The organism is Bradyrhizobium sp. th-b2, from assembly GCF_000426785.1.
GTDB lineage: Bacteria > Pseudomonadota > Alphaproteobacteria > Rhizobiales > Xanthobacteraceae > Bradyrhizobium > Bradyrhizobium septentrionale.
This window is the reverse complement of record NZ_AUGA01000017.1, coordinates 140,924-163,862: the sequence shown is the minus strand read 5'-3', so window position 1 is coordinate 163,862 and position 22,939 is coordinate 140,924. Positions and strand designations below refer to the sequence as shown.

34 protein-coding genes are annotated in these 22,939 nt (G+C 61.3%); 32 read left to right on the top strand and 2 right to left on the bottom strand.

The genetic code is table 11. The features are described 5' to 3' along the window. The first annotated feature begins 31 nt into the window (after positions 1 to 31). From K359_RS0121590 to K359_RS0121540, 10 genes are all read left to right on the top strand, one after another. Positions 32 to 1,627, top strand: a complete 1,596-nt coding sequence (locus tag K359_RS0121590; protein ID WP_029081186.1) for a UvrD-helicase domain-containing protein — start codon at positions 32 to 34, stop codon at positions 1,625 to 1,627. Continuing rightward, positions 1,624 to 2,280 (top strand): hypothetical protein, encoded by a 657-nt coding sequence (locus K359_RS0121585; RefSeq protein WP_156928603.1) that lies wholly within the window; start codon positions 1,624 to 1,626, stop codon positions 2,278 to 2,280. The genes K359_RS0121590 and K359_RS0121585 overlap by 4 nt, the downstream gene beginning before the upstream one ends. Next, positions 2,280 to 2,459 carry a hypothetical protein gene (locus tag K359_RS0121580; RefSeq protein ID WP_029081184.1) on the top strand — a complete coding sequence of 60 codons (180 nt, stop codon included), beginning with the start codon at positions 2,280 to 2,282 and terminating at the stop codon, positions 2,457 to 2,459. The genes K359_RS0121585 and K359_RS0121580 overlap by 1 nt, the downstream gene beginning before the upstream one ends. Beyond that, positions 2,459 to 2,827 carry a hypothetical protein gene (locus K359_RS0121575; protein WP_029081183.1) on the top strand — a complete coding sequence of 123 codons (369 nt, stop codon included), beginning with the start codon at positions 2,459 to 2,461 and terminating at the stop codon, positions 2,825 to 2,827. Before K359_RS0121580 ends, K359_RS0121575 begins: the two co-directional genes overlap by 1 nt. 20 nt (positions 2,828 to 2,847) lie before the next feature. Further along, complete coding sequence (locus K359_RS0121570) at positions 2,848 to 3,606, top strand: hypothetical protein (protein WP_051346269.1); 759 nt, start codon at positions 2,848 to 2,850, stop codon at positions 3,604 to 3,606. Continuing rightward, positions 3,603 to 3,779: a hypothetical protein gene (locus K359_RS61405; RefSeq protein WP_156928602.1), complete on the top strand. Its 177-nt coding sequence runs from the start codon at positions 3,603 to 3,605 to the stop codon at positions 3,777 to 3,779. The genes K359_RS0121570 and K359_RS61405 overlap by 4 nt, the downstream gene beginning before the upstream one ends. A gap of 26 nt (positions 3,780 to 3,805) precedes the next feature. Then, entirely contained in the window at positions 3,806 to 4,171 is a 366-nt protein-coding gene (locus K359_RS0121560) for a hypothetical protein (RefSeq protein ID WP_029081181.1), read from the top strand. Next, positions 4,164 to 4,463, top strand: coding sequence for a hypothetical protein (locus tag K359_RS0121555; RefSeq protein ID WP_029081180.1), 300 nt, complete (start codon positions 4,164 to 4,166; stop codon positions 4,461 to 4,463). Before K359_RS0121560 ends, K359_RS0121555 begins: the two co-directional genes overlap by 8 nt. Positions 4,464 to 5,062: 599 nt before the next feature. After that, positions 5,063 to 5,341 carry a helix-turn-helix transcriptional regulator gene (locus tag K359_RS0121545; protein WP_029081179.1) on the top strand — a complete coding sequence of 93 codons (279 nt, stop codon included), beginning with the start codon at positions 5,063 to 5,065 and terminating at the stop codon, positions 5,339 to 5,341. Beyond that, a complete protein-coding gene (locus K359_RS0121540) occupies positions 5,341 to 5,718 on the top strand; it encodes a hypothetical protein (RefSeq protein WP_029081178.1) in 378 nt (125 codons plus the stop codon). Before K359_RS0121545 ends, K359_RS0121540 begins: the two co-directional genes overlap by 1 nt. Before the next feature lie 24 nt (positions 5,719 to 5,742). Here the strand turns inward: K359_RS0121540 and K359_RS0121535 are convergent, their stop codons facing one another. After that, the gene (locus tag K359_RS0121535; protein ID WP_156928601.1) at positions 5,743 to 6,468 is read right to left on the bottom strand and encodes a helix-turn-helix transcriptional regulator; all 726 of its coding nucleotides are present in this window, start codon (positions 6,466 to 6,468) and stop codon (positions 5,743 to 5,745) included. Between the two features lie 274 nt (positions 6,469 to 6,742). After that, positions 6,743 to 7,354 (bottom strand): hypothetical protein, encoded by a 612-nt coding sequence (locus tag K359_RS52635; protein ID WP_051346264.1) that lies wholly within the window; start codon positions 7,352 to 7,354, stop codon positions 6,743 to 6,745. Positions 7,355 to 7,503: 149 nt separating this feature from the next. Between K359_RS52635 and K359_RS0121525 the strand changes: the two genes are divergently transcribed. From K359_RS0121525 to K359_RS0121415, 22 genes are all read left to right on the top strand, one after another. Beyond that, complete coding sequence (locus K359_RS0121525; protein WP_156928600.1) at positions 7,504 to 8,190, top strand: hypothetical protein; 687 nt, start codon at positions 7,504 to 7,506, stop codon at positions 8,188 to 8,190. A 204-nt stretch (positions 8,191 to 8,394) separates the two neighbouring features. Then, entirely contained in the window at positions 8,395 to 9,948 is a 1,554-nt protein-coding gene (locus K359_RS52630; protein ID WP_051346262.1) for a DnaB-like helicase C-terminal domain-containing protein, read from the top strand. Positions 9,949 to 10,003: 55 nt separating this feature from the next. Continuing rightward, positions 10,004 to 10,642 (top strand): single-stranded DNA-binding protein, encoded by a 639-nt coding sequence (ssb, locus tag K359_RS0121515; RefSeq protein WP_029081175.1) that lies wholly within the window; start codon positions 10,004 to 10,006, stop codon positions 10,640 to 10,642. A gap of 158 nt (positions 10,643 to 10,800) precedes the next feature. Beyond that, positions 10,801 to 11,235, top strand: coding sequence for a hypothetical protein (locus K359_RS0121510; protein ID WP_029081174.1), 435 nt, complete (start codon positions 10,801 to 10,803; stop codon positions 11,233 to 11,235). Then, a complete protein-coding gene (locus tag K359_RS0121505; protein ID WP_029081173.1) occupies positions 11,235 to 11,585 on the top strand; it encodes a hypothetical protein in 351 nt (116 codons plus the stop codon). The genes K359_RS0121510 and K359_RS0121505 overlap by 1 nt, the downstream gene beginning before the upstream one ends. Then, positions 11,563 to 12,153: a hypothetical protein gene (locus K359_RS0121500; protein ID WP_029081172.1), complete on the top strand. Its 591-nt coding sequence runs from the start codon at positions 11,563 to 11,565 to the stop codon at positions 12,151 to 12,153. The genes K359_RS0121505 and K359_RS0121500 overlap by 23 nt, the downstream gene beginning before the upstream one ends. Next, a complete protein-coding gene (locus K359_RS0121495; RefSeq protein ID WP_029081171.1) occupies positions 12,150 to 12,782 on the top strand; it encodes a hypothetical protein in 633 nt (210 codons plus the stop codon). Before K359_RS0121500 ends, K359_RS0121495 begins: the two co-directional genes overlap by 4 nt. A 234-nt stretch (positions 12,783 to 13,016) precedes the next feature. Further along, on the top strand, positions 13,017 to 13,691 hold the full coding sequence (gene dnaQ / locus K359_RS0121485; protein ID WP_029081169.1) for a DNA polymerase III subunit epsilon: 675 nt from the start codon (positions 13,017 to 13,019) through the stop codon (positions 13,689 to 13,691). 29 nt (positions 13,692 to 13,720) lie between these two features. Further along, positions 13,721 to 14,695 carry a YqaJ viral recombinase family protein gene (locus K359_RS52625; protein ID WP_084518467.1) on the top strand — a complete coding sequence of 325 codons (975 nt, stop codon included), beginning with the start codon at positions 13,721 to 13,723 and terminating at the stop codon, positions 14,693 to 14,695. 11 nt (positions 14,696 to 14,706) lie between these two features. After that, positions 14,707 to 15,477 carry a hypothetical protein gene (locus K359_RS57340; protein WP_051346256.1) on the top strand — a complete coding sequence of 257 codons (771 nt, stop codon included), beginning with the start codon at positions 14,707 to 14,709 and terminating at the stop codon, positions 15,475 to 15,477. Next, positions 15,470 to 15,634 carry a hypothetical protein gene (locus K359_RS61400; RefSeq protein ID WP_156928599.1) on the top strand — a complete coding sequence of 55 codons (165 nt, stop codon included), beginning with the start codon at positions 15,470 to 15,472 and terminating at the stop codon, positions 15,632 to 15,634. The genes K359_RS57340 and K359_RS61400 overlap by 8 nt, the downstream gene beginning before the upstream one ends. Next, positions 15,621 to 15,875 carry a hypothetical protein gene (locus K359_RS0121465; protein WP_029081168.1) on the top strand — a complete coding sequence of 85 codons (255 nt, stop codon included), beginning with the start codon at positions 15,621 to 15,623 and terminating at the stop codon, positions 15,873 to 15,875. The genes K359_RS61400 and K359_RS0121465 overlap by 14 nt, the downstream gene beginning before the upstream one ends. Positions 15,876 to 15,881: 6 nt before the next feature. After that, positions 15,882 to 16,346 carry a hypothetical protein gene (locus K359_RS0121460; protein WP_029081167.1) on the top strand — a complete coding sequence of 155 codons (465 nt, stop codon included), beginning with the start codon at positions 15,882 to 15,884 and terminating at the stop codon, positions 16,344 to 16,346. Then, positions 16,328 to 16,780, top strand: a complete 453-nt coding sequence (locus K359_RS0121455; RefSeq protein WP_156928598.1) for a hypothetical protein — start codon at positions 16,328 to 16,330, stop codon at positions 16,778 to 16,780. Before K359_RS0121460 ends, K359_RS0121455 begins: the two co-directional genes overlap by 19 nt. Beyond that, on the top strand, positions 16,777 to 17,040 hold the full coding sequence (locus K359_RS0121450) for a hypothetical protein (protein ID WP_029081165.1): 264 nt from the start codon (positions 16,777 to 16,779) through the stop codon (positions 17,038 to 17,040). Before K359_RS0121455 ends, K359_RS0121450 begins: the two co-directional genes overlap by 4 nt. Continuing rightward, positions 17,037 to 17,435: a hypothetical protein gene (locus K359_RS0121445; protein ID WP_029081164.1), complete on the top strand. Its 399-nt coding sequence runs from the start codon at positions 17,037 to 17,039 to the stop codon at positions 17,433 to 17,435. Before K359_RS0121450 ends, K359_RS0121445 begins: the two co-directional genes overlap by 4 nt. Further along, positions 17,432 to 17,887: a hypothetical protein gene (locus K359_RS0121440; protein WP_029081163.1), complete on the top strand. Its 456-nt coding sequence runs from the start codon at positions 17,432 to 17,434 to the stop codon at positions 17,885 to 17,887. The genes K359_RS0121445 and K359_RS0121440 overlap by 4 nt, the downstream gene beginning before the upstream one ends. Positions 17,888 to 17,954: 67 nt before the next feature. After that, on the top strand, positions 17,955 to 18,116 hold the full coding sequence (locus K359_RS61395; RefSeq protein ID WP_156928597.1) for a hypothetical protein: 162 nt from the start codon (positions 17,955 to 17,957) through the stop codon (positions 18,114 to 18,116). A 31-nt stretch (positions 18,117 to 18,147) separates the two neighbouring features. Continuing rightward, on the top strand, positions 18,148 to 18,636 hold the full coding sequence (locus K359_RS52615; protein ID WP_051346254.1) for a hypothetical protein: 489 nt from the start codon (positions 18,148 to 18,150) through the stop codon (positions 18,634 to 18,636). Between the two features lie 219 nt (positions 18,637 to 18,855). Beyond that, on the top strand, positions 18,856 to 19,197 hold the full coding sequence (locus tag K359_RS0121425; protein ID WP_029081162.1) for a hypothetical protein: 342 nt from the start codon (positions 18,856 to 18,858) through the stop codon (positions 19,195 to 19,197). Beyond that, positions 19,194 to 19,481: a hypothetical protein gene (locus K359_RS0121420; protein ID WP_029081161.1), complete on the top strand. Its 288-nt coding sequence runs from the start codon at positions 19,194 to 19,196 to the stop codon at positions 19,479 to 19,481. The genes K359_RS0121425 and K359_RS0121420 overlap by 4 nt, the downstream gene beginning before the upstream one ends. Positions 19,482 to 19,484: 3 nt before the next feature. After that, the gene (locus tag K359_RS0121415; protein WP_029081160.1) at positions 19,485 to 22,937 is read left to right on the top strand and encodes an adenosylcobalamin-dependent ribonucleoside-diphosphate reductase; all 3,453 of its coding nucleotides are present in this window, start codon (positions 19,485 to 19,487) and stop codon (positions 22,935 to 22,937) included. Positions 22,938 to 22,939: the final 2 nt, after the last annotated feature.

Sequence of the window (22,939 nt, the reverse complement as noted above, 5' to 3'; positions counted from 1 at the left end):
CCGTCACTCATACCAGATCGAGACGAGGACCATGCAAGCCCCATCACTTTGGGTTCCATCGCCGCAGCAGGCGGCCTTCCAGGACAAGGCCTGGAATGGAGCCAGCTCCATCGTGCTGATCGCCGTTGCCGGCGCCGGCAAAACCACAACGATCATCAAGACGGTCGAGCGGATGATCGGCTCCTCGATCATTCTGGCGTTCAACCGGAAGATCGCTGAGGAGATCAAGGCCAAGCTGCAGGCGGCCGGCATCGATTGGAAGAAGGCCGAAGCCTCGACCGTCCATGCGATCGGCCTGCGAAACTATCGCAAGGCGTTCCCCAAGGCCCGCACGGTCAAGGACAAGGTCGCCAATATCACGTCCGACTGGATCGACACTGCCACGGTCGGAGCCGAGCTGGCTTCCCATGCAGGCGTCGTCTGCCAACTGGTGTCGCTCGCCAAGCAGAGTGGTATTGGTATCGAGGGCCAGGGCCACATCGACGACACCTCGATCTGGGAGGACATCGTCGAGCACTTCGACCTGTTCGACAGCGAGCAGCTGGCGAAGAAGTCCGATGCCCTGATCGACTGGGCGATCAAGGTCCTGAAGGAGTCCAACTCCGAGCCGGAGATCGTTGACTTCGACGACATGATCTACCTGCCCCTACTCTTCAACGTCCGCTTCCGGCAGTACGAGAATGTCTGGATCGACGAGGCACAGGACACCAACACGGTCCGCCGTCTGTTGGCCAAGTGCCTGATGAAGCAGCGGGGCCGTCTGTTCGCTGTCGGTGATCCGCACCAGGCGATCTACGGCTTCACTGGCGCCGACAACGACAGCATCGAGATCATCAAGCAGACCTTCAACGCGATCGAGATGCCGCTGACGGTCACGTATCGCTGCCCGAAGAGCGTGGTCAAGATGGCCCAGTCCTGGGTCAATCACATCCAGGCTCACCCCTCGGCGCCTGACGGGACGGTCTCGTTGGAGTCCTTCGAGCAGATGATGCAGAAGCCGGACCGGCTGGATGGCGACGCCGCAATCCTCTGTCGCAACACCCGACCGCTGGTCAACGCCGCGTTCGCCCTGATCCGCGCCAAGATCCCGTGCCGGATCGAGGGTCGCGACATCGTCGAGCAGCTGAAGAAGCTGGCGACCCGCTGGAAGTCAATCGTCAACATCTCCGCGCTCGAAGAAAAACTCGAGGAGTGGCTGGAGCGCGAGAAGGCGAAGTGGTTGCCGAAGAAGAAGATGGCCAAGGTCCAGGAGGCCGAGGACAAGGTCGAGACCCTGAAGGTCGTGATCGACGCTTGCCGCGAGGCCAAGCTGTCGAGGATCACCGACGTGATCGCCTACATCGACAACATCTTCGCCGACAACGTGACGGGCATCCTGACGCTCGCAACCATCCACCGGTCGAAGGGCCGTGAGTGGAAGCGGGTCTACTGGCTCGACCGGTTCAACACCTGCCCGTCCAAATACGCCACCCAGGACTGGGAGCGTGAGCAGGAGAAGAATTTGCAATACGTCTGCGCCACCAGGTCTCAGATGGAGCTTATCGATCTCCTGCCTCCGCTGCCCAAGGTCAAGACGCCGCCTGCCAACGATAACAAGAAAGCTACCGACAAGGAGGCGGCGGCGTGAAGCGCATACCGGTTGCCGACTCCATCGGCAAAACCTACGGGAAGCTCACCGTCATTGAGGACCGAGGACTTCGTGTGCTCGGCGGGAACAGGCGTATGGCTCAGGTTCTGTGTCGCTGCGAATGCGGCACAGAGCGGGTCGTCCTGCTCAATGACGTACGATCCGGAAAGACAAAGACCTGCGGTTTCAACCATCCTCACTATGAGGACAGGTCGATGCCGGCCTTCAACTTCGTATACGACCACGCCTATAGAGCGAGGGCGATCGATCGTGGCCTGGCTTTCGACCTGACCAAAGATCAGTTCCGTGAGATCACGCAAAAGGACTGCCACTACTGTGGGGCAGCGCCTTCACTCAGCGCTGCGCGAAGCGTCGTGACCGGAAAGTTCAAATCGCAGTACGTCTGCAACGGCATCGATCGCAAGGACAATGGTCTTGGTTACACGATCGACAACAGCGTCCCCTGCTGCGGCATCTGCAATCACGCAAAACACATCATGGGATATGAGCAATTCATCATGTGGATCTCACGAGCCTACCATCACGTCGCAGTCACCCGCTCGATGGGCGAGCTGATCGACCTGCTGCCGCCGCTGCCGAAACAGAAGGCGGTCAACGACAACGAGAAGCAACCAGCCCAGAAGGTGGCGTGATGTCCGTTATCGAGATCGTCATGGAGGGTGGCCTGATCCAATCGGTGAAGGCGCCCACGGGCACGACAGTCAGGGTCTACGACTATGACGTCGAAGGCTCCAGCCAGAAGAAACAGGTCGACCCCGATGGCGACGAGTTCATCGAGTTCGTCCACAAAGGGACCGGAGACTGGGACTGATGCGGCTGCACTATCCGCACGGCAAGCCGCCAGAGGGTCGCGATGTCCTCTGGCGGTGCGAGGCTCAGCGATACTCCTACATCATCGACGCCGATCGCGAGGAATACGGTGTCACTGACCCCCGCCTGGAGCTGCGCTGGTATCCCGTCGATCGGCGGACGCCCAAGGGTGCCTGGGTTTGCGGTGAGTTCCAGCTGCTCACTGCGTTCAAGAAGAAGTTTTCGGAGACCGAAGAAGACGCGATCAACGACTTCAAGGCCCGCAAGCGCAAGCAGATCCGCATCGTCACCAACCAGCTCAATCGAGCCCAGCAAGAGCTGGCGCTTACCGAGCCGCAGCTCGATCGGCTTGTCCCGATACTTGCATGAATGCAAATACGGAGAGACCCATGAACGGGATCATTCTTTATCGTGGTCCGTCCGTCATTGACGGCGAACCTATCGTCTGCATCGCGACCGGCCTGGAGACCGGTGGCAGCAATTCCAAGACCGGACACATGGTCCAGGTCTACATCCTGCGGGCCGACATGAACCCGCTCAAGGCATCCCAGATCGGTGCCGACCATTCGATCTGCGCCGGCTGCAGGCACCGCGGCAAGGTCGTCACCGACCCCAAAACCGGCGAGCGCAAGAACGTCGGCCGCTCCTGCTACGTGATGCTCTGGCGCGGCCCCCACGTCGTCTGGGACGCATTCTCACGGGGCGTCTATGTCGACGTCCCCCTTCCCAAGGCACGCAAGCTGCTGGCCCGCAGGAAGGTCCGGCTCGGCGCCTATGGCGATCCAGCTGCAGTTCCGTTCCGCATCTGGGAACAGGTGCTGGATCTCGTGAGCGAGCTGTCCGGCTACACCCACCTGTGGCGTGAATACCCGATGCTCTCGGCGTTCTGCATGGCGTCCTGCGACAGCGAGCAGGATCGCGTCGAGGCCAAGGCGCTCGGCTTCCGCACCTTCCGGGTCCGCGGCAAGGACGACCCTAAGCTGGCCGGCGAAGGCCACTGCCCGGCAAGCAAGGAGATGGGCAAGGCGACCCAGTGCGCCCAGTGCCTTCTCTGCGGTGGCGCACGTTCATCGGCCAAGGCCGACATCACCATCATCGCTCACGGAGCCGGCGCCTCGAACTACGAGCGCGCCAAGGAGGCTGCATGAAGTCCGGACCCTGGGATCAGGAGCTGATCGACGACGAGTTCGACGACACCAACGTCGGCGACGTCCTCAACACCAGCAGAGGCGAGCGCAGAGCGGCGCCCCGCAGCGGCGGAGAATACCGCAGATCCAACCGCTACGTCGAAGACGGATATGGCGAACTCGATTTCGCATGACACGCGCATCACAAGGAAAGTGAAACATGAACGATACGTTTACGGCGTCGATCGACATCGACGCGAGGAAGATCGCCGACCAGATCGTCACGGCGATCGAGGGCGGATCAGGATACTGGATGACCAGCTTCCGTCCCGTCGAGGACATCAAGACTGACGTCCAGCCCTGGTACGACGACGAGAAGATCTGGGCAGGCAATTTCAATATCGAGGTGACCGACGACGAGGAGAAGGTCCACGTCTTCACGCCGGAGTCCGTGAAGAAGGGGCTGAAATGGCTGCTCGACAATCACGCCTGGCGCATCGAGCAGATCGTCAAGGAGACCGGCGACGCCGAGACCGCTGACGTCTTCATCCAGGCCTGCGTGTTCGGGGACATCGTCTATGGCTAGGACGACGTTCGATCACGTCCAGGGCCTTCGGAAGGCCGCCGGCTTCAAGCTCGGACAGCGCGTGACGATGCTGGTCGAGACCAAGGGCGCCGACCACGAGGACGTCGAGCATACAATCCATACAAACGCGGACGCTCTGATCGAGTGCATCGAGCAGCTCGCTCCCCCTCAGGGCCTGACGTTCACGCTCTGGATTCCCATCAACGAGCTGGAGGGTCGAGGCATCGTCAACGTGTTCGACGAAAGCGACGGCCCGATCAGTAACTTCATCAAAGCCAAGGAGAAATCATGAAGCCCAAGCCCATGCCAGCGCTGTTCGTCGTGTGGGCGCTGTGCAGCCCGGGCCCGAAATGGCGACAGGTTTCGGAGCCGAAGCCCCGCTCCGAACTGGTCCTCATAGTACGGGATCAATGGAAGCAAAAGCGGTTAGCTCGCATACGTCCCGCTCCTGTTGCGCAAGCCGCATAACAAATTGTTCAAAGGGCCAGAGTTGCGGGAAAGCAAATGAGCGTCTATCTACTGCACTTCGATCCCAGCTACCAACACGCTGGGCACTACATCGGTTTCTGTGAGGATGAGTCTCCCGACAGGAGACTCCAGCAGCACATGTCAGGGCGGGGCTCCCCGCTGGTCAGAGCTGCAGTCCAAGCCGGGAGCCGGATCCACGTTGCGCAGTTCTTTCCCGGGGCATCCAGTACGTTTGAGCGGAAACTGAAGAACTGGGGCAGCGCTCGCAAGTGGTGCCCATCGTGCGCAATCGGCAGCCGTCTTGTCCCAGTACGCGTGGAGTGAGCCGGGTTACCGTTGTGTGGAGCAACCACGTACCGGTAACCCTTTCCCCTGATCGGCCAGCGCGAATGCGGTCTGAAGAGCACATTCGAAAGGTTAGCAATGGCGCTCAGTCGTAATTCGTCCAAGAAGTTTTTGAAGGGCGAGGAAGTTAAGGCGTTCCGCATTTCCCGAAACCTCACTCAAGCCGACCTGGCTCAGTGGCTCGGTCTGACGACGCAGGCTGTGGGGAAGTACGAGATTCGCGGGGTGACCAAGGCCACGGCACTTGCCCTGGCGGCAATCGACCGTGGATTGCAGCCCTTCAAGCCAACCAAGGCAGACTTGCATGCAGTCGAGAGCCAGGAACGCATGAAAACACTGCGTAACAAGGAAAGCTGATGAAGATGAAGAGTAGCGCTGTGGCGCCTGCGATACCCGCGGCGCGCCCTATCAACCCTAAGTTTAAGGATCGCCTTCCGGGTATCATGACGGAGATCTGCGACTCGCTTCTGATCATCGAGCCTGCGATCGAGCGTGTGACGGTGCAGCTGAAGGAGTTTCTCGACTACCTGGGCTTCGAGATCCAGAAGACCGACCTCGAAATCAAACAGGCTCGCTGGGAAGCGAAGGTCGATCTGGCTGCGGTGCGAGAGCTGGAGGCGTGGCTGCAACAGCTGCAGCAGCTCAAGGCCGATTTCGATGTGAACGCTATGACCTCTCCGCCAGAGAGGATTAGGGCCATGCTGGATCGCGTGCAGAAGTTGTTTGGATTGTGAGGGCCGCCGATAGGCGACCCTCCGTTAGATAGGACGCACCGTGACGACGACGATGGCGATCTCCTTGACCTCTTCGAAGTCCATCGTCTCGTCTTCCTTCTCCGGCATGGACTTCGAGAGCTTCAGGCCCTTCTCGGTGATGTCCATGAGCAGGCGAACGCGAGTCTTCTCGTTCTTGTCCGTGATCACAACCATGTCGCCAGGCACCGGGTCGCGGCGCTTGGAGGCGTACATAAGACCGCCAGACTTGAACCACATGCCGAACGAGTTGTCGGGCATGTGGAATGCGAACGCAGTCTCGTCGCCCTCCAGCTGTGCGGGAGCTGGCACGTAGCCCTCCCGACGCGGACTCGCGGCAGACTGCAGCGCGGCCGGCAACGACGACACATGGCGCAACTCGACAGTGGGCTGTCGCTGCGGCATCCGCAGGTTCACGCGGCGGAGGGTGCTGGGCTCACGATCATCGTCAGTAGAGACATCAGCGTCCTCTGGGCCGCCGAGCGCCGCCATCACCCGCTTCGGGATAGGATAGCCGGAGCCCTTGGCGATCTTCTGGAGCGTGGACAGCGTCGGAATGAACGGGTGCTTGGGGTTGTTGATCAGGCGGAGGATCGTTGAAGGCGCAATTTCTGAGTGCCTGGCCAGATCTGTGCCGGTCCACTTCTTTCGGTCGAGGATGTGATCGATCCACTCGATCACGATTTCTTTCGGGGTCGGGGACTTTTTCATTTCGGGTGCCGACAATGCCATTTGCGATCCTTCCATTAGCACGGTTCGCATAACAAGTTCTTAGTGTGCCTCTAAACGAGGCCGATTCGCGGAGGTTGAGCGTCAAACATTCTGAAAACGAACATGTTGAAGTTTGCAGTCATCGTAGCCTCGTTCATCCGTTTGCGTGGATGCTAACAAGGGCAAATACGATAGGTTTCGCGCGATTGCAAACACTTTTTTTACGTTCCGTTCTAAAAACGGCACGAAATGCAGCAAAATCAATCAGCTACGTCGAAACTTGCCACGGCAAGTATCAACCACGGTTTGCAGCTGTCATCTTCCACAATGCAAGCAGCTGCTTGAACTCGGGCGTCCGAATGCCAGCTTGTGCCACTGCGCAGGCGTCCGCGGCGTGCTCGTTGTCGATGTGCAAATCCCCTGCCCGATTGACGGTCTCGCCCTTCTTGTTGCGCGTATTGGCCCCGTAGCGCGGCCAGGGAGCCTCAGGGAAGCGCTCCGCGGCCCAGGCTATGATCTCCGGCTTCTCGGCCGTCTTGCGCCCCACGCTGGCCAGCTTCGTCTCCAGGGGCATGACCTGGATCAGCGGGATCTTGACAGATGCCAAGATGCCGACCGCTGCTCCGAAACCGTAGGAAGCCCTGGCGGCCTGAGCACCTGAGGGGATCTCACCGAACGCTACGGCGCAGCCCTTCAGCTCTTCGTGCATGCCGTCATGCAGCTCGGTCGCCCGGCGCAGGTCGTCGGAGTTCTGGCGGATGACCTTGCCCTTCCCGGCCCGCTTGTCGGTCCAGAGAGTCCTGATGCGGTCCAGGGTGAACTCCAGGGTGTTCAGGTCCAGCCACAGTCTGGCGATGCCGAAGGCGGCGAACGCCGGATCGAGGCCGGCTACGAGGATGCGTTCCATCAGTTCCCTGGTGTGACTCGAAAGTCGCAATCACCACATCTCGTGGCTTGCATTTTTGTTTGCATTCATGCAACTACAACGGCCCCGCGGCGGTGTCAACCCGGCGGGCAAATCAACGGAACGACATGAGCATCAGAGCTATCAACTGGGTGATCGAGTCCTTCGTCGACGTCAGTCCGAAGAAGGTCACCCCCACAATGCGGCACATCCTCACGATCCTGGCAAACTTTGCCGGCGACGAGGACAGCGCGTATCCCCGGCAGAACACCATTGCCCGGATCACCGGCCTCACCAGGGCCTGCGTGAACAAAAATCTCAAACTGATGGAGGAGATCGGCGTCCTCTCGGCTGAAGGTCGCGTCCGTGCCGATGGCAGCACCCGATCATCCGAGTACACGATCCACATGGACGTCCTCAACCTCTACGACGGTCCCGTGCCGGCCGAAGAGGACGGTGTCAACCAGGATGACACCATAAACCACCACTTAGAACCATCATCTGAACCGAAAACAAGAACCACCCCGAAGCCGCGCAAGACTGCGTCCTGGCCGGCAGATTATCGCGAGCAGTTCTGGAAGCTGTATCCGCCCCGCCGGAACTCCAGCAAGAAGGCAGCGCTGGAAAAGCTGGACAAGTTCGAGGCCGAGGATCGGGTCGAGTTCGAGGTCATCATGACCGGTCTGCGCTACTTCGCCGAGCGCACCAAGTCGGAGATCGCCAAGGACCGCAGCCGGGCTGAGTTCGTACCCCACGCGACGACCTGGCTGAACCAGGAGCGCTGGGAGACGGAAGGTCCGCCGGACAAGCCGCGTAGCGTGAAGCGGGTGGCGATCTGATGGCCGGCGTCGACGTAGCCAAGGTCCTCCGCGAGGAGAAGATCGAGGTTCGCTCGATCAAGCTGGGAAACCAGTACGCGCTCTGTCCTCAGTGTTCTCACCAGAGGAAGGGCGCTCACAAGAAAATCAAATGCCTCAGCGTCAAGATCGACGCCAGCGGCGTCGTGTGGAACTGCAAAAACTGCGGATGGGTAGGTTCAGAGAATGCTAAGCGAGAAACACGCCAAGGGGATCGAGGACCGCGGCCTCAGCGTGGAAATGTCGGCGGCTATGGGGCTCTACAGCGGGCGTCGCTCGCGCGATGGGTCAATCGTCCCTGACGAGAACGGCAACATCCTCTGCTGGCCCTACTTCGAGCACGGCGAGGAAGTGAACACCAAGTACCGGTGGGCGCAGGACGGCCAGCGAAGATTCCAGCAGAGACCGAACGCGCCCAAGACGGTGTACAACGCCGACGTGCTCCTCGACGAAAACACGATGACGCAGCTCGAAGTCGGCCAGGAGTCGTTGATCTGGGTCGAGGGCGAGTTCGACGTCCAGGCCGGCAAGGAGTCCGGCTACGAGACGGTCATCTCCGTTCCGGATGGTGCGCCCCCTGCCCGCGACGCCAAGGGCAAACTGATCGCCGTGCCGGATGATGCCCGGGATATCGACCCCGAGGATGACGACAAGTTCGCGTTCATGTCGCGCCTGATGGACCCGATCATGCGGGTCAAGCACCACATCATCTGCACCGATGCCGATGAGCCCGGTCGCCGGATGGCGAAGGAGCTGGTCAGACGCATCGGCGCGGCCAAGTGCTTCTGGGCCGAGTACCCGAAGGACGAGGTCGTCCCCGACAAGAAGAACAAGGGCAAGCTCAGAGCCCCGAAGGATCTCAACGAGGTCAAGCAGTACCTCGGCGCCGAGCGCGTCCGGGACATGATCGACAATGCCAAGCCGTGGCCCGTCACCGGTCTGTTCCGCCTCTCCGACTATCCGGAGATGGAGATTCCGCAGATGTGCGAGATCGGCCTGTCCGAAGAGTTGGACCGGCTGATGAAGTTCTACGCCGGCCAGTTCGTCATCGCGACGGGCGTGCCGAACGTCGGCAAGTCGACCCTGATGAACCAGGCCGCCGTGCTGATGGCGAAGAAGCACAAGTGGCCGATCGCCATCTTCTCCGGCGAGAAGGACGTCAAGCCGTTCCTGGGGCACGAGCTGATGACCGCATTCCTGGAGAAGCCCAGGAAGGACTGGTCATTCGAGGAGAAGCAGAGAGCCGAAGCATTCGTCGAGCGCTACTTCCAGTTCATCGACTATGACGAGTCGGCGGACTTCGAGATCGATGTCGACTTCCTGCTGGAGCGCGCCGCGACCGCGGTGTTCCGCGACGGCGTGAAGATGCTGCTCATCGATCCGTGGAACGAGCTGGAGCACAATCGGCCCATGAACGTCTCGCTGACGGAATATGTCGGCAAGATGATCAAAAAGCTGAAGCGGTTCGCAAAACAGTTCGGTGTCTGCGTTGTCGTCGTCGCTCACCCGACGAAGCTCGCAGCCGACCAGAAGCCGGGCCTCTACAACATCTCGGACTCCGCGCACTGGGCGAACAAGGCGGATCTCGGCGTCGTCGTGCATAGCGGCGATCCGGAGGATCCGTACGCTCGTGAGATCGACATCTGCAAGGTCCGCCTCAAGCGGATCGCCGGCAACACCGGCATCGCAGTGATGTCGTTCGATGAGCGGACCGGACTGTTCGTCAAACCGTTTTCGTAACTTTTCGCTTGCACGAATGCAAGCGCTCTGATAATGCAAACCGCAGGAGAGATCAATGACCTCAAGTTTGAACAAAGTGGAGCTGATCGGGCGGCTCGGTAAGGACCCCGAAATCAAGAACCTGTCGAACGGCAGCTCCGTCGCGAACTTCAGCGTCGCCACCAGCGAGACCTGGAAGGACAAGCGCTCTGGCGAGCGCCAGGAAAAGACCGAGTGGCACAACATCGTGGTCTGGAACGAGAACACGATCAAGTTCGCCGAGAGCTACCTCAAGAAGGGCGATCTCGTCCGCATCGAGGGCAAGATCCAGACCCGCTCCTGGGAAGACAACGACGGCAACAAGAAGTACGCCACCGAGGTCGTGATCCCGGCATTCGCTTCGATCGACGCGCTGATGAAGCTGTCGTTCGACAACGACAACCGTGGCGGCGGCGACCGTGACGATGACCGCGGCTCTAGCCGTGGCAGCTCCCGCGGCAACAGCCGTGATCGCGATGACGACCGTGGCGACAGCCGCTCGTCGGGTCGCTCCAACAGCCGCTCCCGCGACGACGATCGCGGCGATGACCGTGGCGGCAGCCGTGGTGGTGGCCGTGGTCGCGATGACCGCGATGACGACCGTCGCGATCCGCCGCGCCGTGCAGCGGCGTCCGGCAGCCGCAACAACGACATGGACGACGACATCCCCTTTTGAGCGGGCTGAGCCGTCACTGCTCGACCGGATAAGGTTCGGCGAGTTCTACTGAGCTTCCCCGTTGAGCGGGGAAAACCGAGGGGCGCCCTGTTGGTTGTGCGTGCCAGGGCGCCCCTCTTTCACATCCAATCATTTGCACGATTGCAAACGGAGTACGAATGAAAGTCATGAACACGGAAGACCTCAGCGCAGAAGGCCTGGCCAAGGCGGGCATGCCTGCTGAGCTGATCGCCTTCCTGTCAGCGCTCGGCGCCATCGAGGTCACGTCCGTTAGCATCACCGCTTCCGAGCTGAGCCCGCCGGACGTGTGCGGCTGCCCGCCCGGCGTCTGTCTCGGCGACCAGTTCTCCGATGCGCTCGACCGCGCTGACGAGGTTATGGCTGGCTATTACGGCGAAGTCGAAGCCGAGGACGAGGAAGACGACGACGACGAGCTGGAAGTCCACTTCGAGCCCTACTTCGAGCTGGGCGACGAGCCGGTGCTCGATCCGGAGGACAAGGTCGAGGCTGTGGCGCAGCTCGGTCGCATCGTCGAGAACCTCACGGTGCTCGCAGACGCCCACGCCACGTTGCTGAAGAAGCTGGTGGCGTAATGGCGAGAACGGTCCTGGAGGTCGGTCCGGGGGCTCTCTCCGAGTACTACGACTGGTTCAAGGATGCCGCCAATGGCGACGTCCTGGTCTACTGGCAGGGCGACCTCCAGTTCGACCGCCAGGTCGCGGTGCCCGATAGCGATGTCCTCCGGGCCGCAGAGCGCACCCGCATCCGCGCTCTCAACTTCGTCGCCGATCGTGTTCTCGCCGACGCCAAGCTCCGGCACCTGCATCTGACGCAGGCCCGGGTCGGCACGAACATCTTCGAATACCGCGCAACCCGTCGTCGTGATTTCGACGCCAAACCCACGGTCTCGGACATCCGGAATGACAACCTCGTCTCTGCATGAGGATCGCACGACGGCTCTCGGCTGGCTCGCCCATGGTGGCGAGCTGGCCACGGGGCTGAGGGGCGAGAACGCCAAGCACTCCGACGTCATCTGGCAGCTGCTTGTCGAGGCCATCGAGGTCATCGACAAGACGCCGGACCAGGAGCGGCGCTGGCTAACGTCAGGGCAGCGGTCTGGCGGCTGGAACATGATCGGCATGTCGCGTGCCGAGCTGATCGAGATCGAGAAGATCCGGCTGCTCTCGGCGATGAAGCCCTTCGACGGTAACACCAAGTACGCACCCCAGCGAAACGACATCGACCGGGCGCTCGGGGTTCTGTCGTGGATGCGCTTCTGCGTCAGTGCCCGCATCCCGGAACGCCTGACCAAGGCTGCAGTCGCCCTCGCCCGCGGCGGCGACTCCGAGACGGTCCACAAAATCTACCGCCCTACCAACCCGAGAACGCGGGATCGGCAGGTCGCCTACGACATCAAGACCAGGACGGTCGGCTTCATCATGTCCGGTCTGAAGAAGAGGCTCGGCATCGCGCCGGGCGATGGCATCACCTTCCAAGAGGTTCACCCATGACCGATCTGCCGCTCCCCCAGAGAATCGATATCGACCACGTCGTCGAGCATTCCTTCAAGGACATGCACCAGAAGGGCTTCCACTATCTCTGCCTCAAGCGTTCTGAGGACGAGACCGTCAAGCTGTACTTCTTCGACGGCGACGTGAACAAGCTGCCGGAGGTCGTCGCCCCGCACGATCACCGCTACGACTTCGAGACCTACGTCGCGGCAGGTGCCGTCGAGAACGTCACGTTCCGCCGCACCGACGACGAGGCCAAGGGCCAGATGTTCAACTGGTTCGAGTATCGCACTCCGATGAACGGAGGCGACGGCTTCACTTTCGCCGGTGAGGAGTGCCTGTACGAGGCGCACCGTGCCAAGTTCACCAACGGAGAGTCCTACTACCTCCAGGCGGACGACCTGCACACCATCCGCATCGCCGGCAACGAGACGGTTCTGATGCTCCTCCAGTTCGAGGACATCTATCCGATCGGCAAGCCGACCTCGACCTTCTTCAAGGACAAGGCTCCGTCGCTCGATGGTCTCTACACCAAGTTTACCGCGGACGGGGTCATCGCCCTGATCCGCCGGTTCGAGGAGCGCACGGGCATCACGTTCCGGGCCTCGCTGTTCCGTGACGCAGCGTAGCGCTGAAGGGGCCGAGGCTCACCTGCGCGTTCACGCGGCGGCGCAGCTGCAGGCCTCCTGCCTGTCCAGGTATCTGTCCGGCGTCCTGGCAGGCTGTTCGCCAACCGAACTCGAGATGTTGCGGTCAGCGTTCCTGGCCGCAGCTGAGACCGTCCTGGACCGCTCGCAAGAGCAACTCTTCGCCCAGATGCGCGAAGACGGAATAGACCCGTTCACGAGGAGACCAGTACGGCGATGAGGGAGATCGTTCTCGACACAGAGACCACTGGGCTCGATCGGAAAGTGGATCGGATCTGTGAGATCGGCTGTGTCGAGATCATCGACCGCGTCCCGACCGGACGGACTTACCACGTCTACTGCAACCCGCTCCATCCTGTTCACAAGGATGCGTACCGGGTCCATGGTCTGAGCGACGTGTTTCTTCGCACGAAGCCGACCTTCCGCAGGATCCACAACCGGTTCCTGAGCTTCATCGAAGGTGCCCAGCTGGTCGCACACAATGCGTCCTTCGACATCCCGATGATCAATGCCGAGCTGGAGCGGCTCGATATCGCCCCGCTGGCGAACCCGGTCGTGGACACGCTGGCTCTCGCCAAGCAGGTCCTGCCGCGGCGCCGGCACACACTCGATGCGCTCTGCTCGTTCTACAAGATCGATGCTTCGAGAAGATCGGAGCATCACGGCGCCCTCGTCGACTCCGAGCTGCTGGTGCAGGTCTACGTCGAACTGTTGGGTGGCCTGCAACACGGAATGCAGCTCGATCTCCTCGGCGATGAGGAGTTCGAGGCACCAAAGGTTCAGCAGCGGCCAGTCCCGCTTCCGAGCCGCGTCACCGACGCTGATCGCGCAGACCACAAGGCCTTCATCGCCACGCTCGGCGATCAGGCGGTCTGGCGCGACTACGTCTAACCGTTTGTTTGAATGCAAGGATTTGCACAATGAGGAAGCGTACTGGCCATATCGGCATGAGCGAGGAGGCTCGTGCAGCACGCATGAAGTCGATCGGTGGATCGGACGCCAAGATCATCATGTCCGGTGATCGGGACGCGATCGAGCGCCTCTGGATGGAGAAGCGCGGCGAGGTCCTCCCCGAGGATCTCAGCGAAGTCATCCTGATCAATCTCGGCAACCTGACCGAGCCGCTGAACGCCGACCTGTTCGAGGATGAGACCGAGCTGCTGGTCACCGACGAGCAGAAGAAGGTCCACTACTACGCCTGGGACAAGGCCCACACCACGCTCGACGGCCTGGTCCGCAAGGCGGTGGACGCTGATCCGATCGCGATCGCCGAGTTCAAGTTCATGTTCCCCTTCGGCTTCTCGAAGGAGGCGGCCTACGAGAAGTACTACCCGCAGGTTCAGCACAACATGATGGTGACCGATCTGCCCAAGGCCTACCTGTCGATCCTGACAGGCGCCGCACAGCACGTCATCATCGAGGTCGAGGCCGACCTCTTCTACCAGCTCGCCCTGCTCGAAGCGGAGAAGGACTTCTGGGATTGCGTCGAGACCGGCCGCGTGCCTGGCGCGCCGAAGATCGACATCCCGGTCGCCGAGCGCATCAAGGTCATCGACATGACCACGAACAACGAGTGGTGCGACCTCGCCTTCACCCTGCTCAGCACCAAGCCGTCCGTCGAGAAGCACGAGAAGGCGAAGAAGGCCATCAAGCGGCTGTTCCCGGCTGATGCGAAGGCAGCATCCGGCAAGGGCATCAGCATCAACCTGTCGAAGGACGGAAAGCAGCTGATCAAGTTCGACGATGAGGCGATCAAGCAGGCGGTCGCGGATGCCGCGAACCTGCCGCCGCCGGCCAACGACGAAGCGGCAGATAAACCGGCAAAGAAGACGCGGGCGCCGCGCAAGAAACCCGCCAATACCAACGACAAACCCGCTGCTGAAGAAGCGGCATAAACGGAGCGAGCATGAGCAACGACAACCTCAAGATCTGGAACGCCGTCGAGGCGACCGATCCGAAGTACACCAAGCAGTTCAATCGCGGCGGTGGCTTCAAGGGTACGGCGACCAACGCCACGTACCTGGCCAAGAAGGCCACCCAGCAGTTCGGACCGCTCGGCCTGGGCTGGGGCTGGAACGTGATCGACGAGAAGTATCAGCCCGGCAACGACCAGAACGTGATCCACGTCCTGCGGATCAAGCTCTGGTACATGCTCGACGGCAAGAAGGGCGAGATCGAGCACTACGGTCAGACCCAGTTCATCGGCAAGAACAAGAACGGCTGGTACACCGACGAAGAGGCGCCGAAGAAGTCGCTGACGGACGCGATCTCGAAGGCGCTGAGCGGTCTCGGCTTCGCCGCGGACATCCACCTCGGCATGTACGACGACAACCGCTACGTCAACGACCTCATGCGGGACTTCCGCGACGGCGATGAGTTCGATGGCGGCGCCGACAACGATAACCGACGCGACGATCGCGATGATCGCCGTGACGATGATCCCGGCGCAAAGGGCGGCAATCGCATCGAGGACCTGATCGTCCGGGCGGAGACGGACATCCGCAACTGCCAGGACATCAAGGCCGTGACCGACCTCATGAACAGCAAGGACATGAAGGACGCGATGGCCGAGATGTCGAAGGGTGAGGTCGCCGACCTGCGCGCCTTTGCCACCGAGCGCCTGAAGGATCTGGGCTGGTCCAAGCCGGCAAAGGACAAGGAGGCCGCCAATGGCTGATGTGTCGTTCGACCAGGAGGCGGTGGAGCTGGCCAAGAAGCTCCACCGCAACTTCCTGAAGGCCAACCAGCACGTCGAAGCCGCAATCAAGGCGGGCTGGAAGGACTTCTATGAGCAGGCCGCCAGATTCCTCGGCAGGTGGCATGAGCCGAGCTGAGGCCTACTGCGAGCTGGCGCTGTTCGGGATCAAGCTTGCCCGCAGCGCCAGCAGTCTGCGCGCCTGGTGGTCGGAAGAGACCGGCCACCGGGAGCAGTACGAGCTGTCCCAGAAGCAGATCGACATGCTGGCCGATGCCTGCCGCGATCAGATCCGGCAGCTGGGTGAAGTCGCCAAGGAGCGCCCTGAGGAGCCGGCCCCGAAGCGGAAGCCGAGACCCAGCAAGCGCGCCGCAATCTGAGGTCTCATGAGCAAGGCAAGCAACAAGTCCAAGAGTCAGTGGATCCTCGTCAGAAAGGTCGAGGGCGCGCTGGTTCCGCATGCGCCATACGACATCGAGATGTTCGAGCGCTATCCGGAGAATATCCCTCTCCGCATCCAGCTCGCACAGCCTCGCAGCGGCCCGCGGCATCGCCTGTATCGGGTGATCCTGCGGATCGTGGTGACCAACACCGACAAGTTCTCGACCGAGGATGCGCTCCACAAGTCGCTCCTGGTCGGCTGCGGTGTGGTCGAACCGGTGATCATGCCGGATGCCGAGATCATCATGTGCCCCTCCTCCACGGCGTTCGACGCCATGCCGGAGGACGAGTTCAAGCTCTACTTCGATCGGGCCATGGAGATCATCACGTCAATCATCATCCCCGGGCTCGATCTCGAAGAGCTGATGAAGGAAGCCCGGGATCAGTCCCAATGGAAGGAAGCCGCGTAATGGCAAACGTTGTTGAAGGTGAACCCAGGAACAGCCAGGAATGGCATGGCTCCTATCTGGACGAAGACGGCATCGTGGCTGACATCGTCAAGCGCGTCCAGGCTGATGCTGTCGCGGTCCAGCGATGGCTCGACCCGGCAAGCTGGAGGGCGCCTCTCGGCTGGCTCGGGACCAGGCGCATGCCGTTCAGCGGTCAGCCAAAGGAAGATCCGGAGCACGCCGGCTGCTTGATGTTCGCCGGCATGTCGATCCGGAACTTCTACGGCATGTGGCATGCGAGCAACCCGCATACCGCCTTCGGGCTTGACGAGGATTTGGAGATGGACGGCGACATCGTGACCGATCCGCGCCACCCGGACAACTTCTCCGGCCGCGTCATCGCACGTGTGAAGGAGGAGCTAAAGAAGCTCTCGCCGGAGCCGATTGCAGCATGAAGATCGCCGACAATCTCGCCAGACAGTGTGTGGAGAACATCAACTTCTACACGCTCAACAAGATGCCGGCAGAAGACGCCGCAGTCCTGATCACGACGCCGCCGGGATGGAAGGCTCCGCCGAAATTCCCGCGCGGCGAGATCATGCAGGTCAAGCGGGACGGCACCCGGATACGCCGGATGCCTGCCATGAAACTTCTCGCCTATCTGGTCGGCAACAACCTGACCACGTTCAAGATCGATATGAAAGGTGTGAAATGAGTATTGAACTGAAACTCGACGCCGGAGCGATCGAGAAGATGCTGTTCGAAAACGAGGCTTTGAAGAAGCAATTCGAGGTCATGTTCAACAATGCTGTCGCCGAGGTGAAGCGCGACGGGTGGCGCACACACAATCCCAAGCTGACACCGGAAGCCAAGCAGGCGCTGGACAAGGCGCTGAAGGAACAGGTTAACGACCTGATGCTCAGCTACAAGGTCACCGGGGAGCAGCTGGTTGTCGCGGCGGCCGAGGAAGCATTCAACCGTGTCCAGACGCGCGCCATGTCCAACATCGACGACCGGATCAGCCGCAAGGTGAGCGCCCTCGTCGATGGCGAGATCAACGACCGTGTCGAGGCAGCAGTCGCGATGGCACTGAAGATTGCTGCGGCATGAACCCCAGATATCCACCCACCACAGTCGACGGCAAGATCGCCCGTGTTGTCGAGGAGTCCGGCGAGGTCACCGAGGTGATCGGCCGCTGCCTGCGCATCTTCGGAAAGATCGGCCGTTTCGGCGTCGACAGCACCCACCCCGGCGGCGGCCCGAACAATGCCGCCATGTTCTTGTCCGAGCTGGCTGACCTGCGGCACGCCATCTCGCAGGTCGAGAACAGCCTCACGGACTTGGCCAAGATCAAGGTCGGCAATGCTGAACTGATCTGGACCAACGAACTGGTCACGGCAACCGAGCTTAAGGAGCTGCTCGGCGCCGAGGAGATGACCGACGAGGACTTCCTCTCCGGCAACAAAGCCATCGCCGTGTGCGCCGGCCAGTGGCACCGTGAAGGACTCGAGTACCGCCTTTACGCCGATCCGGAGTGGGAAAATGACAGTACCGGCTGTTAGACGACCGCGGCTGACGCGAGCGCAACTCCGTTTCCTGGACCACTGGGTTCCGACCCAGCGGCCCTGGATGAAGCAGTCCGACATTCCGATCGGCGCCGTGGCCAAAACCAGACGCGAGCGGCGCACTCTGGAGGCCCTTATCCGCAAGGGTTTCGCTGATGGTCATGGACAGGTGACCGAGTTCGGCCTCGCTGTCTACGACGCCAGGGTGAAGCGTCTTTCTGCTTGACTGTTTGCTTGAATGCAAATATGCAAAAGGAATGCAAGCAGTCCTCGATCTTGCCCCTCCTCCAGGCTTCCGGAAGGCCATCCCGGTCACCGTTAAGCTGGAGGTGGTCATCAGACAGCACAGCCTATGCACGTCGTGCGGCGAACGGCTGGGCAAGCTCGTCGACACCCAATTCGATCACGTCCCCGCCATCCAACTGCGATGCTGGGACGCTGAAGCCAAGGATGTGACCCCGAGATCCAACGATCCGGAGTTCATCTTCGCAAAGCACGTCGACTGTCACGCGAAGAAGACGTTCGGCTCCAGCGAGGAGCTGACCCGCGGCGACGTCACCGAGATCGCCCGCACCAAGCGGATAGCAAAAGACACCGAAGAGTTCAGACGTCGAATGCTGGCCAAGGTGGACCCCGATGTGGAGACGCCTGAGCCGCGTCGACGCAAGACGACATGGCCGAAGAGGCCGTTTCCGAAAAGGGGGAAGAATGGAGAATCACGTTCGCGAGGTGAAGAAGGTCGCTGAAAAGCTGATGGAGGACGGCGAGATCGAGTCGTTCAAATTCGGCCGCGACAGGAGGCATCACCTCATCGAGTTTCAGGTAAGGGGCAAGTGGATGTCGGTGCCGGTCGCCGTGTCTCCTCGAACCCCCTACTCCGCCAACTACGCACGACAACAGATCAGACGTCGCATCAGAGCCATGTCGTTACGCTTGCTTGAATGCAAAAAGGAGAAGACAGAACTATGGAAATCAGAAGCACCCAGGACAGCATCCTGCGAGCATTTGGCTTGCTGCTGAACCGCCAGTCGACGCCGCGCCAGGTGAAGCAGAAGTACACCTACCGCTCGTACGGCAGCGCCATCCACGCCACGCGCTGCCTCACGTCTGCGGAATCGAAGACCGTCGACGACCTCGTCCTGAAGCTCAAGGCACTCAATCCCGAGGATGACGCCGACACCAAGCAGTACCAGGCGCTGCTCAAGGAGCTGAGCGCTCTGCCGGTCAGGTTTGTGCCGCTGAAGTACGAAGAGCGCCTCCCCCGCGGCAAGGCGTACCCCTACCGCTCGACGAAACGGGGCGGATGATGCGCGTCCGCGGCAAGCTGATGAAGGCTCAGCGCCTCTCCATCCCGTCCGGCGGCTTCTCTCTGCGCGGCACGATCTGGGGCGACATCAAGGGCCAGTACCGCGATGGCTGGCTCATCTACACGGCCAAGGTCCTCGAAGAGCTTGAGCCCAACGTCTTCAAGACCGCGACCGGCAACATCTACCGCGTCGAGCAATGGGCGCCGCCGTCAAAGCCGACGTCTGAATACGACCCGCTCCCGGCCGACTGGCCGTACTGCGTTTTCCTTCCCAAAGACGAGTAAAGAATGAGAATTGAACGACGATACACGAAGGCGGGCATCTCCCCGTACGACCTGATCGCCTGGCGCACGGCGACCAGCGAGATCAAGAATCCGGATGGCTCTGTCGTCTTCCGCCTGGAAGGCATCGAGGTGCCGGAATCGTGGTCGCAGGTCGCGGTCGATGTGCTGGCGCAGAAGTATTTCCGTAAGGCCGGCGTGCCGAAGTTTCTGATCAAGGTCGCCGAGGATGGTGTGCCGGTCTGGCTGCAGCGAAGCTGTGGCGAGCCCTATCCGATCGGCGAGGAGCTGCACTTCATCACCTCCGAGTCCTCCGCCAAGCAGGTGTTCGACCGCCTCGCCGGCTGCTGGACCTACTGGGGATGGAAGGGTGGCTATTTCCGTCCGGGCACCATGAGCATGTACGTCACCCGCGCAGACCTCGACGAGGACGCGGAAGCGAACGCTCTCGCGTTCTTCGACGAGATGCGTTTCATGCTGGCCAGCCAGATGTTTGCGCCGAACTCGCCGCAGTGGTTCAACACCGGCCTGCGTTGGGCGTACGGCATCGACGGTCCGGCCCAGGGTCACTTCTATGTCGATGATGACAAATCTGGTCTGTGCGATCTCGGTAGCTCAGATCCGGCGGTAGTTGCATCAACCTCGGCCTACGAGCGCCCGCAGCCGCACGCCTGCTTCATCCAGTCGATCGGCGACAACCTGATCCAGGACGGCGGCATCATGGACCTGTGGCTCCGAGAGGCCCGCCTGTTCAAGTACGGCTCCGGCACCGGCACCAACTTCTCGAACCTGCGCGGCAAGGGCGAGAAGCTGTCGGGCGGCGGCACGTCATCCGGCATGATGTCCTTCCTCAAGATCGGTGACCGGGCTGCCGGCGCGATCAAGTCGGGCGGCACGACGCGGCGCGCGGCCAAGATGGTCGTCGTCGATGTCGATCACCCCGACATCGAGGAGTACGTCGGCTGGAAGGTCGAGGAAGAGAAGAAGGTCGCCGCTCTGGTGGCGGGCTCCAAGGCAACGAAGCGGGTGCTTCACGAGGTCTTTCTCGCCAAGACCGATCCGAAGTCCGAAGGTCACCTGAAGCAGGCCATCCGGTCCGCCAAGGGCGCTTTCGTTCCCGAGTCCTACATCAAGCGCGTCATCGATCTCGCGGAACAGGGTGAGCAGTTCAGCTTCCCCGAGTTCGACGTCGACTGGCAGTCGCAGGCCTATGAGACCGTGTCGGGTCAGAACTCGAACAACACGGTGTCCGTGACCAACGACTTCCTGGAGGCTGTCCAGCTCGGCCATGACTGGGACCTGATCGGTCGCACGGACGGCACGGTCATCAAGACGGTGAAGGCCCGGGATCTATGGGACCAGATCTGTCAGGCCGCCTGGGAGTCGGCAGACCCCGGTCTGCACTTCAACACGACCATGAACGAGTGGCACACCTGCCCGGCCGCCGGACCGATCCGCGCGTCGAACCCGTGCTCCGAGTACATGTTCCTGGACGACACGGCGTGCAACCTGGCCTCGGCCAACCTGATGAAGTTCGTCTCGCGCGGCGGCGACAACCCGCTGGTGTTCGAGGACGCGAGTTTCGAGCACGCCTGCCGGCTGATCACCATCATGTTGGAGATCTCGGTCTACATGGCGCAGTTTCCGTCGAAGGAGATCGCGCTCAAGTCGTTCGAGTATCGGACGCTTGGGATCGGCTTCGCCAACATCGGCGGCCTGCTGATGTCGGCCGGTCTCGCCTACGACTCAGACGAGGCCCGTGCCTTCGCTGGAGCGATCTCCGCCATCATGACGGGCATCGCCTACCGCACCTCAGCCGAAATGGCCGAGGAGATGGGGACGTTCGCACGATACAGCGAAAACGCTGAATCGATGATGCGGGTGATGCACAATCATTACGCTGCATCTGAGAACGGCAAAGCGGCATACGAGGGCCTGTCGATCGAGCCAGTCGGTCTCGACTGGATCAACGAGTACCAGGCAGGTCTGGCGGGTCGTGCCAGCGAGATCTGGTCAGAGGTCGTCGAGATGGGGTCTGTGCATGGCTTCCGCAATGCGCAGGTGTCAGTGATCGCTCCGACCGGGACCATCGGCCTCGTGATGGACTGCGACACGACGGGCATCGAGCCGGACTACGCCTTGGTGAAGTTCAAGAAGCTGGCCGGCGGCGGCTATTTCAAGATCATCAACCAGTCGGTCCGTTCGGCTCTGACGCAGCTCGGCTACGAGAAGGCCGAGATCGAAGCGATGGTGCTGTATGCGACCGGAACGGGTCGTCTGCCGGTCCACTTTGAGACCGTTGCCCGCGGCGCAGGCATCGAAATCTCCGAGTCGGCCGTGCGGTCGGCTTTCGACATCCGCTTCCTGGCGGACTGGACGAAGCTCGGCTTCACCGACGAGGAGATCGAGAAGGCGAACACCGAGGTCTGCGGAACCATGACACTGGAGGGTGCTCCGGGTCTGGCTGAGGTGGATCTGCCGGTGTTCGACTGCGCCAACCCCTGTGGCAAAATCGGTAAGCGCTCCATATCGACGAAGGGCCACATCCAGATGATGGCTGCGGTTCAGCCGTTCATCTCGGGTGCGATCAGCAAGACGATCAACATGCCCTCGGACGCCTCGATCGTGGACGTCAAGAAGGCGTACATGTCGTCGTGGAAGCTGGGTCTGAAGGCCAACGCGATCTATCGCGACGGCTCGAAGCTGTCCCAGCCGCTCAGCTCTGCCCTGATCGACGATCAGGAAGTGGAGGAAGAGACGGTCGCTGAGGTCAAGCAGGACGTCGTCAAGGTGGTCGAGAAGCTGGTCCGCAAGCGGGAGCGCATGCCGGACAAGCGCCGGGGTTACACGCAGAAGTCCATCGTGGCAGGACACAAGGTCTACCTGCGGACGGGCGAGTACGGCGACGGTCGCTTGGGCGAGATGTTCATCGACATGCACAAGGAGGGCGCAGCCTTCCGCTCGATGATGAACGCCTATGCGATCGCGGTCAGCATCGGCCTCCAGTATGGCGTGCCGGTCGAGGAGTATGTCGACGCCTTCACGTTCTTCAAGTTCGAGCCGGCTGGCTTCGTCCAGTCGCACGATCGGATCAAGAGCGCGACGTCGATCATCGACTGGATCTGGCGCGACATCGGCATCAACTACCTCGGCCGCGAGGATCTGGCTCACGTCACCCCTGACGATAGCGAGAACACCTCGGTTGGTCCCGGCGGTGCGCGGGCGCCTCAGGTGATCAACAACATCGGCTCGGTCACGGTCAACGTGGCTGAAGCGTCCGATGCTGCTCTGGAGAAGATCGCTTCGCAGGTCAAGGAAGCCCTGCCCGACCAGCGGTCTATCGCGAAGATGTCCGGCTACACCGGGGACTGCTGCAGCAACTGCTCCAGCTTCACTATGGTGCGGAACGGCACCTGCCTCAAGTGCGAGACGTGCGGCGAGACCACCGGGTGCAGCTAAAG

Coding starts and splice junctions, on each gene's coding strand:
- K359_RS52625 (WP_084518467.1), top strand. CDS start 13,721: ATGAGGAAGCGTACTGGCCATATCGGCATGAGCGAGGAGGCTCGTGCA.
- K359_RS52615 (WP_051346254.1), top strand. CDS start 18,148: ATGCAAGCAGTCCTCGATCTTGCCCCTCCTCCAGGCTTCCGGAAGGCC.
- K359_RS0121455 (WP_156928598.1), top strand. CDS start 16,328: ATGGAAGGAAGCCGCGTAATGGCAAACGTTGTTGAAGGTGAACCCAGG.
- K359_RS0121465 (WP_029081168.1), top strand. CDS start 15,621: ATGAGCCGAGCTGAGGCCTACTGCGAGCTGGCGCTGTTCGGGATCAAG.
- K359_RS52630 (WP_051346262.1), top strand. CDS start 8,395: ATGCTAAGCGAGAAACACGCCAAGGGGATCGAGGACCGCGGCCTCAGC.
- K359_RS0121495 (WP_029081171.1), top strand. CDS start 12,150: ATGACCGATCTGCCGCTCCCCCAGAGAATCGATATCGACCACGTCGTC.
- K359_RS0121425 (WP_029081162.1), top strand. CDS start 18,856: ATGGAAATCAGAAGCACCCAGGACAGCATCCTGCGAGCATTTGGCTTG.
- K359_RS0121420 (WP_029081161.1), top strand. CDS start 19,194: ATGATGCGCGTCCGCGGCAAGCTGATGAAGGCTCAGCGCCTCTCCATC.
- K359_RS0121445 (WP_029081164.1), top strand. CDS start 17,037: ATGAGTATTGAACTGAAACTCGACGCCGGAGCGATCGAGAAGATGCTG.
- K359_RS0121460 (WP_029081167.1), top strand. CDS start 15,882: ATGAGCAAGGCAAGCAACAAGTCCAAGAGTCAGTGGATCCTCGTCAGA.
- K359_RS0121560 (WP_029081181.1), top strand. CDS start 3,806: ATGAACGATACGTTTACGGCGTCGATCGACATCGACGCGAGGAAGATC.
- K359_RS0121415 (WP_029081160.1), top strand. CDS start 19,485: ATGAGAATTGAACGACGATACACGAAGGCGGGCATCTCCCCGTACGAC.
- K359_RS0121535 (WP_156928601.1), bottom strand. CDS start 6,468: ATGGCATTGTCGGCACCCGAAATGAAAAAGTCCCCGACCCCGAAAGAA.
- K359_RS61395 (WP_156928597.1), top strand. CDS start 17,955: ATGAAGCAGTCCGACATTCCGATCGGCGCCGTGGCCAAAACCAGACGC.
- dnaQ (WP_029081169.1), top strand. CDS start 13,017: ATGAGGGAGATCGTTCTCGACACAGAGACCACTGGGCTCGATCGGAAA.
- K359_RS0121505 (WP_029081173.1), top strand. CDS start 11,235: ATGGCGAGAACGGTCCTGGAGGTCGGTCCGGGGGCTCTCTCCGAGTAC.
- K359_RS0121510 (WP_029081174.1), top strand. CDS start 10,801: ATGAAAGTCATGAACACGGAAGACCTCAGCGCAGAAGGCCTGGCCAAG.
- K359_RS0121570 (WP_051346269.1), top strand. CDS start 2,848: ATGAACGGGATCATTCTTTATCGTGGTCCGTCCGTCATTGACGGCGAA.
- K359_RS57340 (WP_051346256.1), top strand. CDS start 14,707: ATGAGCAACGACAACCTCAAGATCTGGAACGCCGTCGAGGCGACCGAT.
- K359_RS61400 (WP_156928599.1), top strand. CDS start 15,470: ATGGCTGATGTGTCGTTCGACCAGGAGGCGGTGGAGCTGGCCAAGAAG.
- K359_RS0121500 (WP_029081172.1), top strand. CDS start 11,563: ATGACAACCTCGTCTCTGCATGAGGATCGCACGACGGCTCTCGGCTGG.
- K359_RS61405 (WP_156928602.1), top strand. CDS start 3,603: ATGAAGTCCGGACCCTGGGATCAGGAGCTGATCGACGACGAGTTCGAC.
- K359_RS52635 (WP_051346264.1), bottom strand. CDS start 7,354: ATGGAACGCATCCTCGTAGCCGGCCTCGATCCGGCGTTCGCCGCCTTC.
- K359_RS0121575 (WP_029081183.1), top strand. CDS start 2,459: ATGCGGCTGCACTATCCGCACGGCAAGCCGCCAGAGGGTCGCGATGTC.
- ssb (WP_029081175.1), top strand. CDS start 10,004: ATGACCTCAAGTTTGAACAAAGTGGAGCTGATCGGGCGGCTCGGTAAG.
- K359_RS0121590 (WP_029081186.1), top strand. CDS start 32: ATGCAAGCCCCATCACTTTGGGTTCCATCGCCGCAGCAGGCGGCCTTC.
- K359_RS0121450 (WP_029081165.1), top strand. CDS start 16,777: ATGAAGATCGCCGACAATCTCGCCAGACAGTGTGTGGAGAACATCAAC.
- K359_RS0121555 (WP_029081180.1), top strand. CDS start 4,164: ATGGCTAGGACGACGTTCGATCACGTCCAGGGCCTTCGGAAGGCCGCC.
- K359_RS0121580 (WP_029081184.1), top strand. CDS start 2,280: ATGTCCGTTATCGAGATCGTCATGGAGGGTGGCCTGATCCAATCGGTG.
- K359_RS0121540 (WP_029081178.1), top strand. CDS start 5,341: ATGAAGATGAAGAGTAGCGCTGTGGCGCCTGCGATACCCGCGGCGCGC.
- K359_RS0121545 (WP_029081179.1), top strand. CDS start 5,063: ATGGCGCTCAGTCGTAATTCGTCCAAGAAGTTTTTGAAGGGCGAGGAA.
- K359_RS0121440 (WP_029081163.1), top strand. CDS start 17,432: ATGAACCCCAGATATCCACCCACCACAGTCGACGGCAAGATCGCCCGT.